Consider the following 15,118-nt stretch of genomic DNA (forward strand, 5'->3'; position numbering starts at 1 on the left):
AGAAGTGAGATAGTGATACAAATTATGTAAAGAATTTTTCGATTAGATGAAAAAAATGGTTGCTATTTCTTAATAATTGGATATAATAACCATAATATTAAGAAAATCGAAGATGAAGAGAGTAGTCAGTTGTGGAGAGTAAAGCGAGTCAAGAATGGTGGGAGCTTGGCATGAAGCAATTGATGAACCGCACTTTTGAGATGCATTCCTGAAAAATCAAATAGGGAATGCCGGGGAATGCCTCGTTAAAAACTGGAGTGGTTTTTCATTTTGGAAAACAATTAGAGTGGTACCACGGGATAATATTAAAGCTCCCGTCTCTTATTTATATAAGAGACGGGAGCTTTTTATTTGGAGGGAAAGAAATGGACATTAAAGGTGAATTTGCTGAAATTCTTTTTGAGGCTTTAGGTGGAGAAATTAATAAAGGCAAGCTAATTTTTATGATGGAAAACCCGAAGTTTGCAAATTTAGGAGACTTGGCTTTTCCTTGTTTTGAATTGGCAAAAGTATTCCGAAAATCGCCCCAAAGTATAGCTCAGGAATTAGTTCCAAAAATGAAGGCATCAAAGTTTGAAAAAGTGGAAGCTGTTGGCGGCTACTTAAATGTGTTTTTGAATAAAAACAAAGTGTCACAGGCCGTCTTGGAACAGGTGCTTAACAAAAAAGCGCAATACGGGGATTTAAGTATTGGCACAAACAAGGTAATGGCAATTGATTTTTCTTCTCCCAATATTGCGAAGCCTTTTTCAATGGGACATTTACGTTCAACAGTAATTGGGAATGCTTTAGCATTAATTTCTGAAAAATGTGGATACCGCACAATTAGAATTAACCATTTAGGCGACTGGGGAACGCAATTTGGAAAATTAATACTTGCATATAAACTATGGGGCAATGAGGAAGAGGTAAAGCAGCAGCCCATAAGAGAGCTGTTGAAATTGTATGTGAAATTTCATGAAGAAGCGCTTCAATCCCCTGACTTAGAGAGTGATGCTCGTCATTGGTTTAAAAAATTAGAACAGGCTGATCCAGAAGCAGTGGCTTTGTGGGAATGGTTTCGGGCTGAATCCTTACAGGAATTCACAAAAATTTATGAATTAATGGGTATTCACTTTGATACCTTTGACGGGGAGGCGTTTTTTAATGACAAGATGGATAAGGTTATCCGAAAACTTGAAGAACTGAATCTGCTTCAAGAATCAGACGGAGCACAATTAGTTCCTCTTGAAGGCATGCCTCCATCCTTAATTAAAAAAAGGGACGGAGCAACACTGTATGCAACCCGTGATTTAGCAGCAGCGATTTACCGGCAGGAAACATATCACTTTGATCAAGCACTATATGTTGTCGGCAATGAACAAACATTGCATTTTAAGCAATTATTTGCTCTGTTAGATAAGATGGGAAACAAATGGCAGCAAGGAATGAAGCATGTTTCTTTTGGCATGATGCTTAAAGAGGGCAAAAAAATGTCAACGCGAAAAGGGAAGGTTGTTCTATTAGAAGAAGTGCTAAAATGTGCCATCTCCCTTGCATTGGAAGATATTAAACTGAAAAATCCTAATCTTAGCAACAAAGAGGAAATCGCTAAACAAGTTGGTACAGGTGCAGTTATCTTTCATGATTTAAAGAACTTCCACCAAAACGACATTGAGTTTTCTCTCGAAGATATGTTGAAGTTTGAGGGAGAAACTGGGCCGTACGTACAATACAGCCATGCCCGGGCTGCTTCGTTGCTGAAAAAGGGTAATTTTAAAGCAGAGGCAGCAGCTTTAGGGACTCAAGAGGAAGAAGCATGGTCCATTATTATGACGTTAAATGCTTTTCCGGAAACAGTCAAAAAATCACTGGAAGATTATGATCCGTCTCAAATTGCTAAATATGTTGTGGAACTAGCGAGAGCTTTTAATAAGTATTACGGAACTGTACGCATTTTAGATGATGAAAACCTTAAGCAACAAAGATTAACACTTGTATATGCAGTGAGAATGGTTTTGAAAGAAGGGCTCCGGCTGTTAGGGTTAAAAGCACCAGAGGAAATGTAAGTGTATATTGGAGTACTTAAGGCAGGAGGCAGTGCAGCTTTCCTGCCTTTTATTTTGTTTTTTTCCTAATTTAAGGACCATACTAATTATCATTAAGGAGGTAAAAAACATGAGATTATCCTATATCATTGATCTAATAATTGCGATGATGGGTTCTATGTCTAATCAGAGAACTCTCGATACGAGAAGAGTTGATTCTCACATAGAGAAATTAAATCAACTGGTTTGGTTTCAACAACTATTTGCAGAGGAAAAATATCGGAAATTATTTATAACAAATTATAAGATACGCCACTATTTGGACAGTCCATTTCGCGTGAAAAGACTGGAGAACAGCACAAAAACGCAAGAAAGGTTTTTGAAACTGCTGAATAAGCAATTAGCAAAGGGAAGGAAACGTAGTTTCTAAAGAGATAAATTATACCCTATCAAAAAAAGGAAAATGATAGGGATATATGCTGCTAGACAGTTTCTTTATATGAATTAAATTTTATGTTCTTTTACTATTTTCAAAAAAATGGATGTGTCTATGGGGAAATGCGGTTTCTGCAAAGGGGGAGCGTTAATATACTGTAATTGTAAATAAGAATTCATTGGTGATAGGAAAGAACGCCGTGAAAATCAGTTTGATATAAGAAGGCTGCATCTACATTTTAAAAGGATTTTTGTTAACTACAAAAAAATGGACAAGCCAATTTTACTAGTTTATAGCCTTCCACCATTTTTTATATAAAAGGAGAAGATATTATGGCTAAAATTAAAAAACCTGTATTCCCTGAACCTGAAGAGCCAGAAGTGCCAGAAGAAGAGGAAGAAACTGCAGAAGAAATGATGGTACTCGCTGCATATATTCCGATTGCAAAAATGGGCCGCTTTGCAGGTATTGCTATTGGCACACCTGTAACTGTTTATACAGACAATGCTTACTATGCTTCCATCTATGGTTATTTCCAAGGACTTGTGAAAGACAAAAAAGATATCCTTGCGTTAATCTTGTCTAACGGAGTGCTATTCCGCATTCCTGTTAAAGAAGCTAAATTTGTAGCTCCAGGTGCTTCATATCCAAAAGAGTAACATTTAAGAAAAATTAAGTGATTTGAATAAATGATGTTAAGAACTTTCCTTCCTAATGTTTTCTTCTTTACACCCTCAAATCTTATGAAATTCCTCTATTAAAAAGGTGCATTTCATGGAAATGAACCTTTTTCTATCTTCTATTAAGGTTGCCAAGAGAATGTGACAGCGCTTTTGGGAGGAAGACTGTAAGTAAAGTAAGTGCCGTTAGTCTCGATTTGAAAGCTTTTCTCCTTATCCATAGGATTCAGTGCTAGGAGGATAATAGATTTGTCTGGATTTTGGTAAGCAACCGTTTCAATAGTGCCTGGAAAATTGGATGAATAAATTCTTACTGCATGAGGCTGGACAAATTTGCTGGCATGTCCAAGGGCATAGTATTCTGCATTTTTCGTTGTAGTCCCTGTTTTTTTGTCTATTGTTAACAACCCTGTACATATACTGCAGCCTCCGTTTACAGGACCGTTATTTTCATCTAGTGCGATATTCCACATTAGCACAGCTTTTGCCCAATTGCGCGGGCCGCCAATCATAAGATTGCTCATCTGCCAGCTGAAATTATCAGCAAAGCTTTCACTCCATTTCCCTGAACTGCATTCAGTAAGATAAATATGTTTAGAAGGAAAATTTTCATGAATTTGTGCCATAGCAGCAGGAGTTCCTTCGTAGCAGTGGAAAGCAGTTCCATCGATATACTCTGCAGCTGTACTGTCTTCAAATAATGCACTTGTGTATTGGACAGCACTGTCCCAATTATGATCAAACCCTATGATTTTTGTCTCCAAGTTATTTGCCTGAAAAGCTGGACCTAAATACTGTCCAATGAATTTAGCCTGCTCCTCGGCACCCATACTCATAGAAGGGTAGTTAGCTGAAGTGAATTCTGGCTCATTTTGAATGGTAACGGCAGAAATATCTATTCCGTTGCTTTTATATGCTTTAACATAACGAACAAAGTAATCAGCATAAGCTTTATACACTTTGTCATTCGTATAATCTAAATACCAGCCATTCAACGTTTTTTCACCGAATTTCATCCAGGCAGGTGCACTCCAAGGCGTACCCAAGACTTGAATATCTTTATTTAATGTGAGAATATCTTGCAGACTCCCTACAACATCCTTGTCTTTTTTGATAGAAAAATAGTTCATATCATAATCTGGTTCACCGTTTGTGTCATTATACGTATAACTGCTTGGATTTCCATTGACATCGACAGAAAAATCGGAAGAGCCAATAGTATGCCTGACTATTGATAGATTAATTCCCTTGCTTGTAAATAAGTCCGTTAAAATGCTGTTTCGCTCAGAATCATCTTCATTCTGTAGCAAATAGGCAGTTGATCCAGTTACAGCAGCACCAAACCCGTCCATTTGTTGATAGGCAGTATTCGGCTCAATTGCTACAGTAGGGAGAGAAGGGGAGTGCTGATTTGAAAAATACAGGGAATCCTTTTTCTCTAGTAAATCTGCCTGATCACCTGTCGTCTGCCAGACCAATACTTCTGTTTCGTCCACTGTCTTTTGGTTACTCGTCTTGTTAACAGGGTTCATATATGCAAAGATAAGCAGTGCTAGCAGGAGCATAAGCAGCAACAGGAACGTCCATATTTTGTATTTAATCATAAATTTAGTTCCTCCTGAAAAAAGATCCCCACAAAGCTTTTTTGTGGGGATTTTCTTTTCGATTATCTTTTTTATCTTTGTTGTTGTTTGTTATTAGTTTTTAGTATTGTTAGCTTTGTTTAACTGCTTGCTTGTTGATTTAGAAATAGTAACACTGCCTTTTAGACGAATGTCACTGGAAGAGCTGCCCACATAAACAGGCACATTACCTGAAGGAGTAACCCATTCGTTTTTCTTTTCATCATAATAAGAGAAGGCTTTTGCATCCAGTTTAATGGTCACTTTCTTCTCTTTTCCAGGTTTAAGCTCAACCTTACTGAAGCCTGCCAATTGTTTAGGAGCTGTCTCTACATTAGTAGGAAGCTTTCCAGTATAAACTTGGACAACCTCAGAGCCTGTAACATCACCTGTATTTTTTAAGTTTAATGTAACTTCAACTGTTGGTTCAGTAGATTTCTTTGTACCTTTCACCTTTGTTTTTAACTTGTTATACTTGAAATCTGTATAAGACAAGCCATGTCCAAAGGAGAAGGCTGCTTCAATGCCAGATTGCTCATAGCCGCGGTAGCCAACAAAAATATCCTCTGAATACTTAACAGCTTCGTCAATGCCAGGATATTGTTCCTCTGAAGAAACTGGTGTGGAATCTTCATCGACAGGGAATGTGACTGGCAGTTTTCCAGAAGGGTTTACATCGCCGAATAATACATCAGCAATCGCATTTCCTTGTTCTTGACCTGGATACCATGCTTGCACGATCGATTCGACCTTGTTTTTCCAGTCTCCCATTTTAACTGCAATGCCGCTTTCATTGACAACTACGACATTTTTATTTACCTTCGCTACTTCTTTAATTAACTGTTCTTGGTTATTAGGCAGTTCCATGTCCGAACGATCTACATAACCTTCACTATCATATGTTCTTGTTACAATAACAGCTGCATCTGATTTTTTCGCTAAGTCAACAGCATCAGCAATATTTTCGTCAACAATATTGTCTGCAGCTTCCCAGCCAAAGCGTAATTGACCGCCATTATCATTTCCAGACGCTTCTTTGTAGTCTGTTTTATACTCGATTTTTACATCATAATTTTTGTTTGCTTCCAGAGTAACTGTTTTTTCAATTGTATTCAATTGTTCTCCAGCGTTATCAATCACTAGAGTTCCATCAAGATACACTTTGCTTGAACCATAGCTTGTCGTAGAAAGGTTATACTCTCCAGACTTTGGAACATTGATTACACCAGTGTATCTTGCAGACATCATGCCGTTTAAGCTTGTTGGCAGGCTGTCCAATTTTGAAGATTGTGCATTAAAACCTTCATAGTTATAGAAACCAAGATTTAAGTTTACTTGTTTAGCAGTATGCTCATATTCTGGATTTCCTTCCATGTTCTTATTAGACCAGTATTCAGCTTTTAATCCATTTTCATCAGAATCAGCCTCTGGCATTAAGAAAGAAGATGGAACGGCATCAGGACCTGGTAAGATATCTCCAGCACTGATGGAATCTGTACCAGGCGCATATTCAACTTGTACATCTGCTCCTGCACGATTCTTAATACCTTCTAGCGGACTTACTGTATATGTTGGATTAACTAGGGAGCTTCCTCCGCCAGCTGCTGATGCAGTATCAGCATCAGGTCCAATAACAGCAATTGAATCCAGCTTATCTGTATTTAATGGCAAAATGTCCTTCTTATTTTGCAGTAACACCATCGTTTCTGCAGCTATTTGTCGGGCGATTTCGCCATGTGCGGCCACATCGATTGGGTTGTTTTGTGTTGGGTTATCGAATAATCCTTTATCAAACATTTGGTAAAGAATTCGGTATGCACTTTGATTAACTGTTTCTTCACTTACTTTTCCATCCTTCACAGCCTGCAAGAGCTCTTCGCCCCATACTCCAAAAGGCTCACCTGGTGTTTCTAAGTCGAGTCCTGCATTAATTGACTCAGCTGTGCTGACATTAGCTCCGTAGTCACTCATCACGAAACCTTCAAAGTTTAAGCTGTCTCTTAACAAATCAGTCAGTAAATCAGGATTTTCGCATGCATAAACGCCATTTACTTTATTGAAAGAGCACATAACACTTCCTAAATCAGCATTTTCAATGACGCTTGCAAAAGGTCTTGCATAGATTTCATTGATTGCTCGTTCACTAGCTTGAGAGTCGCTTGTAAAGCGGTCCTTTTCTTGATTGTTCAATAAGTAATGCTTGGCTGTTACCAAGACATTATTGCTTTGAATGGCATTTACATAACTAGATGCCATTTGTCCTTGTAAGTATGGATCCTCACCTAAAGATTCAAAGTTTCTTGCCCCGAAAGGATTGCGGGCAATATCTAGCCCAGGGCCAAGCATAACATTATGTGTTGTATTGAATGCTTCATTTCCAATCAAATCACCATATTCTTCTGCTGTCTCCGTATTCCATGTTGCTGCAAGGCCGATTGCGGAAGGCAAAGCAGTTGATTGTTTGTTTTGAATTTCAGGATTGGCAATGCGGACACCTAGAGGCCCATCTGCCATTTGTAAGGCAGGAATACCGTATTTCTCTAATCCTTCGTTATAAAATCCGTAATAGTTGTTAACATTGCCAGTAATAAAGTCTACTTTATCCTCCAATGTCATAGCTTCTACTAAAGTTTGAGTTCTTTCCTCAGCAGAAAGACTCTTGTCCATCCATGAAAACTCTTCTGCAGATGTTTCCAATGGAGGCGCTGCAAGACCGAGCACCATTGTAAATAAGATGCTGGCTTTTGTCAGTTTGCGTTTCCCCTCTGATAATAAAGCCATCATTTCACTCCTTTTTTTATATTGAGTAGGCCTTGTAATATTTGTCTCTAATTAGTTTGGACTACCGCTTGAACACCTAACATCATAGCGGAGTGAGTCAGAAAGACCATAGAGAGAATGTTGTAATTTTTAAGAGAGGAAAAAGTGAGATTTTGGCTAAGAAAAGGAAGATTGTTGAAGGAACATCATCTGATTCTCCTGCGAAATTTGTAAATAAAGGAATGAGTGACGGTTACAGAGAAAATGACCAAATATCTATTGAAAAAAGTGAATTACATAATTATGACAAACTATTCTGAAATATTAGCAATAGCTTAGACAACAGAATGTAACAATAAAAAATAAGCGTCATTTTAAGAAATATTGGTGTTTAGATTTGTAATATTATTACGGAAAAATGGGAGAGATATAAAAAAGAGAACCAAGGTCAAGATTGTCCCTGGTTCTTTTCTTCCTAGTATTCTTTAAAGTAAATGTAAAAACTAGTTATTATCTCCATTCTGTTGTTGTTTCAACAGGGAGGCGGTATGATTCGAAACCTTCATGTGCTGCTTTACCGATAGTCAGAAGCATAATTGGAATATAGCGGTCTTTCTCAAGGCCGAAGCTTTCAGCAATTTGATCTTTTTCATATCCGCCGATAGGATTTGTATCATATCCGTAAGCACGTGCCACCAGCATTAATTGCATAGAAACAAGACCAGCATCTAGCATAATAGTATCCTTCATGACTTCCTCGGACATATTTTCATAATATGGTGTAAAAGCATTCAATTGAGCGTCTTTTACTTCCTGAGGCATTAGGCCAAGCTCAACAGCCTTGCTGTAGATTTCCTCCGCATAATCAAAGTTCTTCTTGTCACCGAACACAGCGATAACAGCAGAAGAGCTCAAAACTTTATCTTTGTTAAAGCGTGATAGAGGAGCTAGTTTAGCTTTTCCTTCTTCACTGTCAATAACTACAAAGCGCCATGGCTGCATATTAATAGAAGATGGAGCTTTAGAAGCTTGTGTTAAGATTTCACTCATCTCTTCACGGCTGATTTTAACAGTAGGGTCATACACCTTAATAGAACGGCGTCCGTATACAATCTCATTGAAATCATTTATTTTTTGAAATTTACTCATAGTAAACAGTCTCCTTTATAATTAAAGTTATTTATTGACGTATCAATATTTGACATATCAACTATTGATACGTCAAATAATAATATATTTTTACGGAAAATGCAAGTCATAAGTTTAGGGATTTCTTTTTTTAGAGATTTTGTCTATATTTTAGTTGGAGGATAGGGGAGTACATTTTTAAACATTCATGCATAGAAAAGGAAGATGGCATTTAACGATGAGAACGGTACAAATTTTCTAAGATAGATTAAAGGTAATAGTTGCACCTAAAAAAGGTGCAATTATTATATTCTTTCATATTAAAAATCCAGCAAGTAACCATCTCATTAATACAAACGCAATAACTCCAGCAACAACTGTCCATAATAAACTGCGAGTCTTAATGGCAATAAGAGCTGTTATAATGGCTGCTGGCAGCTCCTCGTTTAGCATTATCTGTACTTTGTTATCTTCCATAAATAATTCCTGTCCAATTATAGCGGCGAGTATGGCAATAGGCACAAAATGCAGCCAGGTTTGAACGTTATCTGACAGCTTTAATCGGCTGAGTACCATTATAGGCACAACTCTTGGTATAAAGGTTACGATAGCTCCTCCAATTACAATTAAAAGTACAGCAGCGTTTATTTCCATTTGGTCATCACCATCCCGATAGTGGCTGCTAAAATAGTGGCAATGATAATGCTTAAACTGCCTGAGAGCCACCGTGAACACACTATTATCATTATTGTTGCTATTATGCTGACAAGTATGTCAATACGCACAGTTTTTCTGACTGAAATGGATACAGCTAATAAACCAATAAAAACAGCTGGCAACGCAAATTCCAGACCAAGTGCATCAGGATTTGTTATCCACTTTGCAAAGTAAGCACCTGCCAAATTAGCAATTAGCCAATTTACATACGCTGTTATATTAAGACCGTGCATCCATTTTTCACTTATATTGTTCTTTTCTGCACTTTTTTGGATAGCCACACCGAAAGTTTCATCTGTTAACACTGCCCCAATTAACATATTACGAAAAGGGGACAAATGCTGAAAATAAGGTGATAGAGCAGCACTTAGAAGTAAGTGACGTATATTAACAAAGAAAATCGTTGTGATTACAGCAAGTGGAGTACTGATAAGATACATACTAGCCACAATAAACTGAGCGGAGCCTGAATAAACAAATAAGGTTAGTAATATTATTTCAGCAATGCTGAGTCCTGCTGTTTTTTGCACGATTCCACAGGCAAAGCCAATGCTTAGGTAAGCTAATAATGTTGGTATACATGCTTTGACTCCTTGTAAGAATGTTTCCTCTGATCCTTTTTTCATTACTATGCTGTAGTTGGGACTGTCAAGCTGCATAGGTAAAGCTCCTTTCTTCAGTAGAGGTTATAAAACTAACTACTAATAAAAATTGCTAATAAAACGGTTCAAACAATTATTTGAACCGTTTTCCTGTAACAACCCGCAATAAATCTTTATTATCTCTCCAAAGAGCTTCTACTCTTTGTTCGCCAATTTCATTTGTCAATGCTGCAAAAATAATATCATGGCCAATATATTCGAGTGCTACCAATACAAGGGCAGGATCTTGTGTTTTTATAGCCCAGCCTTGGGAAGCTGGGGAACAATTCGCAATAATCACTTCTTCGTTATCACGAGCCACAATGGTCAGCCGGCCGTTTGTACGTTCCTCTGCGACTTTAGGAGACATATAATCATGATGTGTTGTATAGCCAAGCGTTGTGTTTGGCGCACCAAATAAAATGGAGGTGACTGCAACACCTTCTTTTTCTTTCCGTAATACAGCATCCTCAATAGGCGGTATTTGCGGAGCCCATACAGATAGCCAAATTTCTTCTTTTGCTCGTAAAATCAAATTATTCATTTCTGCTAGTACATTTTCATCACCGCTAATCCGGTGGATAGTATCTACCTCTTGTTCACTTTTAAGTGCTGCTAAGTTTTTCTCTAAATAATCAAAAGACTGTTCAAAGTTCTGCCGCAGTCGGGAAATTAAATCTTTTGCTGGCAGCGGCGCATATTGGACAGGTTCAGAAGGAACAATGTACACAGCACCTTTATCAAGCAGTTTTCCAAGCACTTCATAAATCATAGACCGAGGGACACTGGATCGTTTGCTAATCTCATAGCCTGTCATAGGTGAATGCTTTAAAAGGCTGACATATGCTTTACATTCATATTGGGAAAAACCGAGCTTCTGCAATTCTTTAAAGATTTCGTCCAACATAACACGTCCTTTCTTTTACTACTTTAGTAGTTAGGGTAATACTTACGTATATTTATAGTAGTTAGTTTAATACTTACTAATAATAATTTCAAGAATTTTTGTACTTTTATAATAAAAAGAGTGAATAGAATAGGGGAATTGTCAATGAAGCGCAAAAAAGCATGAACAAATCTGTTCATGCACTAAACTTTATATAGGGTCTTTAATCCTTACTTCCATTCTTGTCACATATTCTTCTGTTATATGAGTTTCATGAAAATCAATGAGATACGTTTCAAAAAGGTGGCCATCGGCTGTGTAATTGTTTGTTTTGATATACTCTTTCAGCTTCGTAATATACTGCTGTGTTTTTTTATAATTGCCTTTATAACAAGTAGATGCATATTTTCCTTTAGGTATTATCATTGTATTCGGGTCTGAATCATTTTCGATATAATAAAATACACGGTGATTAATCGAATTAGTTGAAGTTTTAACGTACAGAAAGCTGCCAATCATCTGTTGCTCTAAGTACGGAAGATTGTTTTCGTATTTTTTATACAGCTCTTTCAATGATAAGTCTACATGTTCACCATCAGTATCTTTATCATTACTGGCAATCACATATCTGTCAGGGTACTCAATCACCTGACATTCACCTTCAGACATTTGGGCAGTATGTGTAAATAAATCAATTCTTTCCTCGACGATATGCTGCATTTCTTGCAGTGCAGCTAACTCTTGTTCAAGAAAGTTTTGCTGTTTTTTCAATAAGTTTAAGGTCTTCTCAACCGTGCGTTTCTCTAAATAGTCTTTAATTTCTTCTAATGGTATATTAAATTTCCTTAAATCACGGATGATATTCAGCTGTTGTAAATGTTCATCTGTATAAATACGATAGTTATTTTCGCCTCTGCTAGGGACTACTAAATTAATTTCCTCATAGTAGCGCAAAGTATGTGCACTAATGTCATAAAGATTAGCGATTTCGTTTATTTTCCAATTCATAATTCCGCTCCATAACTGCGCCCATCTCTATTGAAATGGCAATTCTGCAGATTATTTTTGTACTACTGCTGCAGCAGTATTAGATAATGCTTTACATAGATGTTCATAACGATGGCCGCTTAAGACAAGCTCTGCCACCTTTGTATAGCCTATACTTGAATATAACTTTTTTGCTTTAGGGTTGGCAATATCTACATTGAGCCCGATTCTCTTAGAGCCTGCCTTTAACGCCATTTGCTCCATTTCTCTTAGTAACGCAGAACCAATCCCTAACCCTCTGTATGTTGGATTAACAACAATAGAGTCTAAATACCATTCGTCCGGTAATGCCTCTTTATCAACAAATAATTTTTCGTTATTATCATACCCGTTATTTACTAATATTTCCATGAACGGGTCATCAATGACCAGCTCATCAACAGCCTTGTATCCAAAGCATACACCAGCTATTTCTCCATCTAGTTCGTATACAATACCTCTCTTAAAGCCATATCGGTAAACAGGGTCTGCAACTGCTTCTGCTACCATTTCTAATAATGTGTTTTTAGGTATTTTCTTGAGCAATGATAATTCCATGTCCTCGAATATTTCCCATAGTAAGGACGCTATCGCCTTCGCATCCTTCTGTGAAGCTATTCTAATCATTTTTAAACCAACTTTCCATTTATATATATTTATTATTGCCTTAAGTATAAACCTTCTAGTAATTCTAAGGTCAAACACTAATTTGTGAAGTGAGAGCTAAATATAAAAAGTGGATGATTCGGAAAATTAAGAAATCTATATTGACACCTATTTGGAGATGTAAGAAAATAGAAATAGATATTTAGTTCAATAAACAGATGTAAGAGAAGTAAGTAAGAGCAAGAAATACAGTGCAGGTTGTGGAATTAGGTACATACATATGAGTCTTAGTTTAGTGTTTAGTTAGTAGAAGGAGACTTGGCAAGAGGAATTTTTTTGTTCTTTCATGCGAGGTTTTTTTGTTGTATACCTAAAATAAACTACAGGGAGGAGGATTGTCTTCGTGAAAAACTACTCAATGGGTAAGTTAACTTCATTGTTAACACTTTTAAATAACAGCAGCAGCGAGCAAACACTAAAAGATGAACTAAGCAGAAGAGGATACCGCTATACTGTTGGTAAAGTAGGAGCAATGGACTTATTTAAAGTTATTGCCGCTATTGAAACGACTGCAAAGTCAAATGAGATAATTGACGGAGACTCCTACAGAGAGGTTCATGCTCTATATCATACTATTTTAGAAGCACTGCAAGGTGTAGGGAGAGGCAATGTTCAATTTGGAGAAATATTGCGGACAGTCGGTTTGACATTTGGTATTGTACGAGGGGAAATTGAAAAGTACGGATATAATGGGGAATGGATCTGTGTCTGTATTTTCGGGACAATCGGTGCACCAAAAAAGGGTTTTGAGCATGATGCTTTAGGGCTTGGATTTAATCATATTTAATAAATAAATATTTACAAAATATTCTGTCTACATATATAATAATGGTATTCAGTTATTAGCCATTTAGCCGATTTTTAATTAGTTTATAAAACCAAATAAATTGTATGCCCATAGTTTATAGTCTATTAGGGGGCTGTATGAAGAATTCATTTTCTTTGTGCAGCCCCTTTTTTATTTAAAAAAAGCATAAAGAGAGGTTGAAGGATCATGAATATCCTACTTGATGGGAACCATTTGACGTTAAAGGAAATTCAATTAGTATTAGCCAACAAAGCGACGGTAACCATCCATGAAAAAGCTTGGGAAAATGTAAAAAATAGCAGAGCTGTTGTGGAGAAGCTTATTGAGGAGAAAAAGGTTATTTATGGTGTTAACACTGGATTTGGCAAGTTTAGTGATACGGTTATTTCAAATGAAGACTTAGAGCATTTACAAATTAACCTTATTAGAAGTCATGCTTGTGGTGTCGGTAAGGCCTTCTCTGAAGATATATGCAGGTTGATGCTGCTGTTGAGAGCGAATGCTCTGGCGAAAGGCTTCTCAGGAATTCGCCCGGAAACGCTCCAACTGCTGGTTGATTGTTTAAATTTCGGAATCTCTCCTGTCATTCCGAGTCAAGGCTCACTTGGAGCAAGCGGTGATCTTGCACCATTAGCTCATCTGGCCCTCGTTTTAGTTGGGGAGGGAGAGGCTGTTTATCAAGGGGAAAAGCTGGATGGCAAGGAAGCATTAAAGCGTGCTGGCTTAAAACCGATACAGCTTAAAGCGAAAGAAGGGCTTGCTTTAATAAATGGCACGCAAGCCTTAACTTCAGTAGGCGTGATAGCTTATTTAGAAGCACAATCCCTCGCTGTTTTAGCAGACAGAGTAGCTGCCTTGACGTTAGAAGGACTTAGAGGAATAGTCGATGCATTCTCTCCTGAATCCCATCAAGTAAGACCTTATCCAGAGCAGCAGGAAGTAGCGGCACGTATTCTTTCCTATGTAAAAGGCAGTCAATTAACTACAAAGCAGGGAGAGCTCCGCGTGCAAGATGCTTACTCTTTACGCTGCATACCACAGGTACATGGTGCTATATGGCAAACATTAAATTATGTACAAGAAAAGCTGATGATTGAAATAAATGCGGCAACAGATAATCCATTGATTTTTGCTGAAAGCGGAAAAGTCATATCAGGAGGGAACTTTCACGGTCAGCCTATCGCATTTGCGATGGATTTCTTAAGTATTGCAACTGCAGAGCTGGCAAATATTTCAGAGAGAAGAATTGAAAGACTCGTAAATCCGCAGTTAAATGATCTGCCAGCCTTTCTAAGTGCTAATCCAGGACTTGAGTCAGGATTAATGATTACCCAATATGTTGCTGCGGCCCTTGTTTCGGAAAATAAAACATTGGCACATCCCTCCAGTGTTGATTCCATCCCGTCGTCTGCAAATCAAGAAGATCATGTCAGCATGGGAGCTACTGCGGCACGCCATGCCTATGAAATCGTGCAAAACACACGGAAAGTGCTTGCAATTGAAGCTATATGCGGTGCACAGGCAGCAGATATTAGAGGTGCTGAAAAACTCTCTCCCCAATCGAAGATATTGCATGAAAAAATTCGTGCAGAGGTGCCATTAATCACAAGCGATCGTATCTTTTCCACAGATATTGAAAACTTAGCACAAGCTATGAAAACACAAGAATGGTCCTTTGCTGCGAAACTATCACTCTAGCTAAGGAATAAAAGTAGAAGATT

General features: G+C 37.6%; 14 protein-coding genes and 1 other annotated feature. Of the genes, 6 read left to right on the forward strand and 8 right to left on the reverse strand.

What is annotated here, in order from left to right; all coding sequences use genetic code 11:
• Positions 1-100: 100 nt before the first annotated feature.
• Positions 101-325 (forward strand) — a binding site (T-box leader).
• A gap of 40 nt (positions 326-365) precedes the next feature.
• The 3 genes from argS (at position 366) to ACLIJJ_RS15825 (ending at position 3,122) form a co-directional block, all read left to right on the forward strand.
• Positions 366-2,048: an arginine--tRNA ligase gene (gene argS, locus ACLIJJ_RS15815; protein ID WP_411411259.1), complete on the forward strand. Its 1,683-nt coding sequence runs from the start codon at positions 366-368 to the stop codon at positions 2,046-2,048.
• Between the two features lie 109 nt (positions 2,049-2,157).
• Positions 2,158-2,457 carry a hypothetical protein gene (locus ACLIJJ_RS15820; protein WP_411411260.1) on the forward strand — a complete coding sequence of 100 codons (300 nt, stop codon included), beginning with the start codon at positions 2,158-2,160 and terminating at the stop codon, positions 2,455-2,457.
• Between the two features lie 338 nt (positions 2,458-2,795).
• Positions 2,796-3,122 carry a hypothetical protein gene (locus ACLIJJ_RS15825; protein WP_233315505.1) on the forward strand — a complete coding sequence of 109 codons (327 nt, stop codon included), beginning with the start codon at positions 2,796-2,798 and terminating at the stop codon, positions 3,120-3,122.
• Between the two features lie 143 nt (positions 3,123-3,265).
• Here the strand turns inward: ACLIJJ_RS15825 and ACLIJJ_RS15830 are convergent, their stop codons facing one another.
• Positions 3,266-4,747 (reverse strand): glycoside hydrolase family 30 protein, encoded by a 1,482-nt coding sequence (locus ACLIJJ_RS15830; protein ID WP_411411261.1) that lies wholly within the window; start codon positions 4,745-4,747, stop codon positions 3,266-3,268.
• A 93-nt stretch (positions 4,748-4,840) separates the two neighbouring features.
• A complete protein-coding gene (locus tag ACLIJJ_RS15835) occupies positions 4,841-7,549 on the reverse strand; it encodes a beta-glucosidase (RefSeq protein WP_233315503.1) in 2,709 nt (902 codons plus the stop codon).
• Positions 7,550-7,638: 89 nt separating this feature from the next.
• Between ACLIJJ_RS15835 and ACLIJJ_RS15840 the strand changes: the two genes are divergently transcribed.
• Complete coding sequence (locus tag ACLIJJ_RS15840; RefSeq protein WP_411411262.1) at positions 7,639-7,845, forward strand: hypothetical protein; 207 nt, start codon at positions 7,639-7,641, stop codon at positions 7,843-7,845.
• A gap of 190 nt (positions 7,846-8,035) precedes the next feature.
• Here the strand turns inward: ACLIJJ_RS15840 and ACLIJJ_RS15845 are convergent, their stop codons facing one another.
• The 6 genes from ACLIJJ_RS15845 to ACLIJJ_RS15870 form a co-directional block, all read right to left on the reverse strand.
• Positions 8,036-8,674, reverse strand: coding sequence for a nitroreductase family protein (locus tag ACLIJJ_RS15845; RefSeq protein WP_233315502.1), 639 nt, complete (start codon positions 8,672-8,674; stop codon positions 8,036-8,038).
• A 294-nt stretch (positions 8,675-8,968) separates the two neighbouring features.
• Entirely contained in the window at positions 8,969-9,307 is a 339-nt protein-coding gene (locus ACLIJJ_RS15850) for an AzlD domain-containing protein (RefSeq protein WP_411411263.1), read from the reverse strand.
• Complete coding sequence (locus ACLIJJ_RS15855) at positions 9,298-10,029, reverse strand: AzlC family ABC transporter permease (protein WP_411411264.1); 732 nt, start codon at positions 10,027-10,029, stop codon at positions 9,298-9,300. The genes ACLIJJ_RS15850 and ACLIJJ_RS15855 overlap by 10 nt, the downstream gene beginning before the upstream one ends.
• 76 nt (positions 10,030-10,105) lie before the next feature.
• Positions 10,106-10,915 (reverse strand): TrmB family transcriptional regulator, encoded by an 810-nt coding sequence (locus tag ACLIJJ_RS15860; RefSeq protein WP_233315660.1) that lies wholly within the window; start codon positions 10,913-10,915, stop codon positions 10,106-10,108.
• A 192-nt stretch (positions 10,916-11,107) separates the two neighbouring features.
• On the reverse strand, positions 11,108-11,905 hold the full coding sequence (locus tag ACLIJJ_RS15865; RefSeq protein ID WP_233315499.1) for a MerR family transcriptional regulator: 798 nt from the start codon (positions 11,903-11,905) through the stop codon (positions 11,108-11,110).
• Positions 11,906-11,956: 51 nt separating this feature from the next.
• On the reverse strand, positions 11,957-12,550 hold the full coding sequence (locus ACLIJJ_RS15870; RefSeq protein ID WP_411411265.1) for a GNAT family N-acetyltransferase: 594 nt from the start codon (positions 12,548-12,550) through the stop codon (positions 11,957-11,959).
• Between the two features lie 397 nt (positions 12,551-12,947).
• Here ACLIJJ_RS15870 and hutP point away from each other — a divergent pair, with 397 nt between their 5' ends.
• Both hutP and hutH read left to right on the forward strand, forming a co-directional pair.
• Positions 12,948-13,376, forward strand: coding sequence for a histidine utilization transcription antiterminator HutP (gene hutP, locus ACLIJJ_RS15875; protein WP_233315659.1), 429 nt, complete (start codon positions 12,948-12,950; stop codon positions 13,374-13,376).
• A 207-nt stretch (positions 13,377-13,583) separates the two neighbouring features.
• A complete protein-coding gene (gene hutH / locus ACLIJJ_RS15880) occupies positions 13,584-15,095 on the forward strand; it encodes a histidine ammonia-lyase (RefSeq protein ID WP_233315497.1) in 1,512 nt (503 codons plus the stop codon).
• The last annotated feature ends 23 nt before the right edge of the window (positions 15,096-15,118 follow it).

Origin of the sequence: Niallia laureatilytica, from assembly GCF_046613985.1 — a bacterium.
In the GTDB taxonomy this organism is placed as follows: Bacteria; Bacillota; Bacilli; order Bacillales; family Cytobacillaceae; genus Niallia.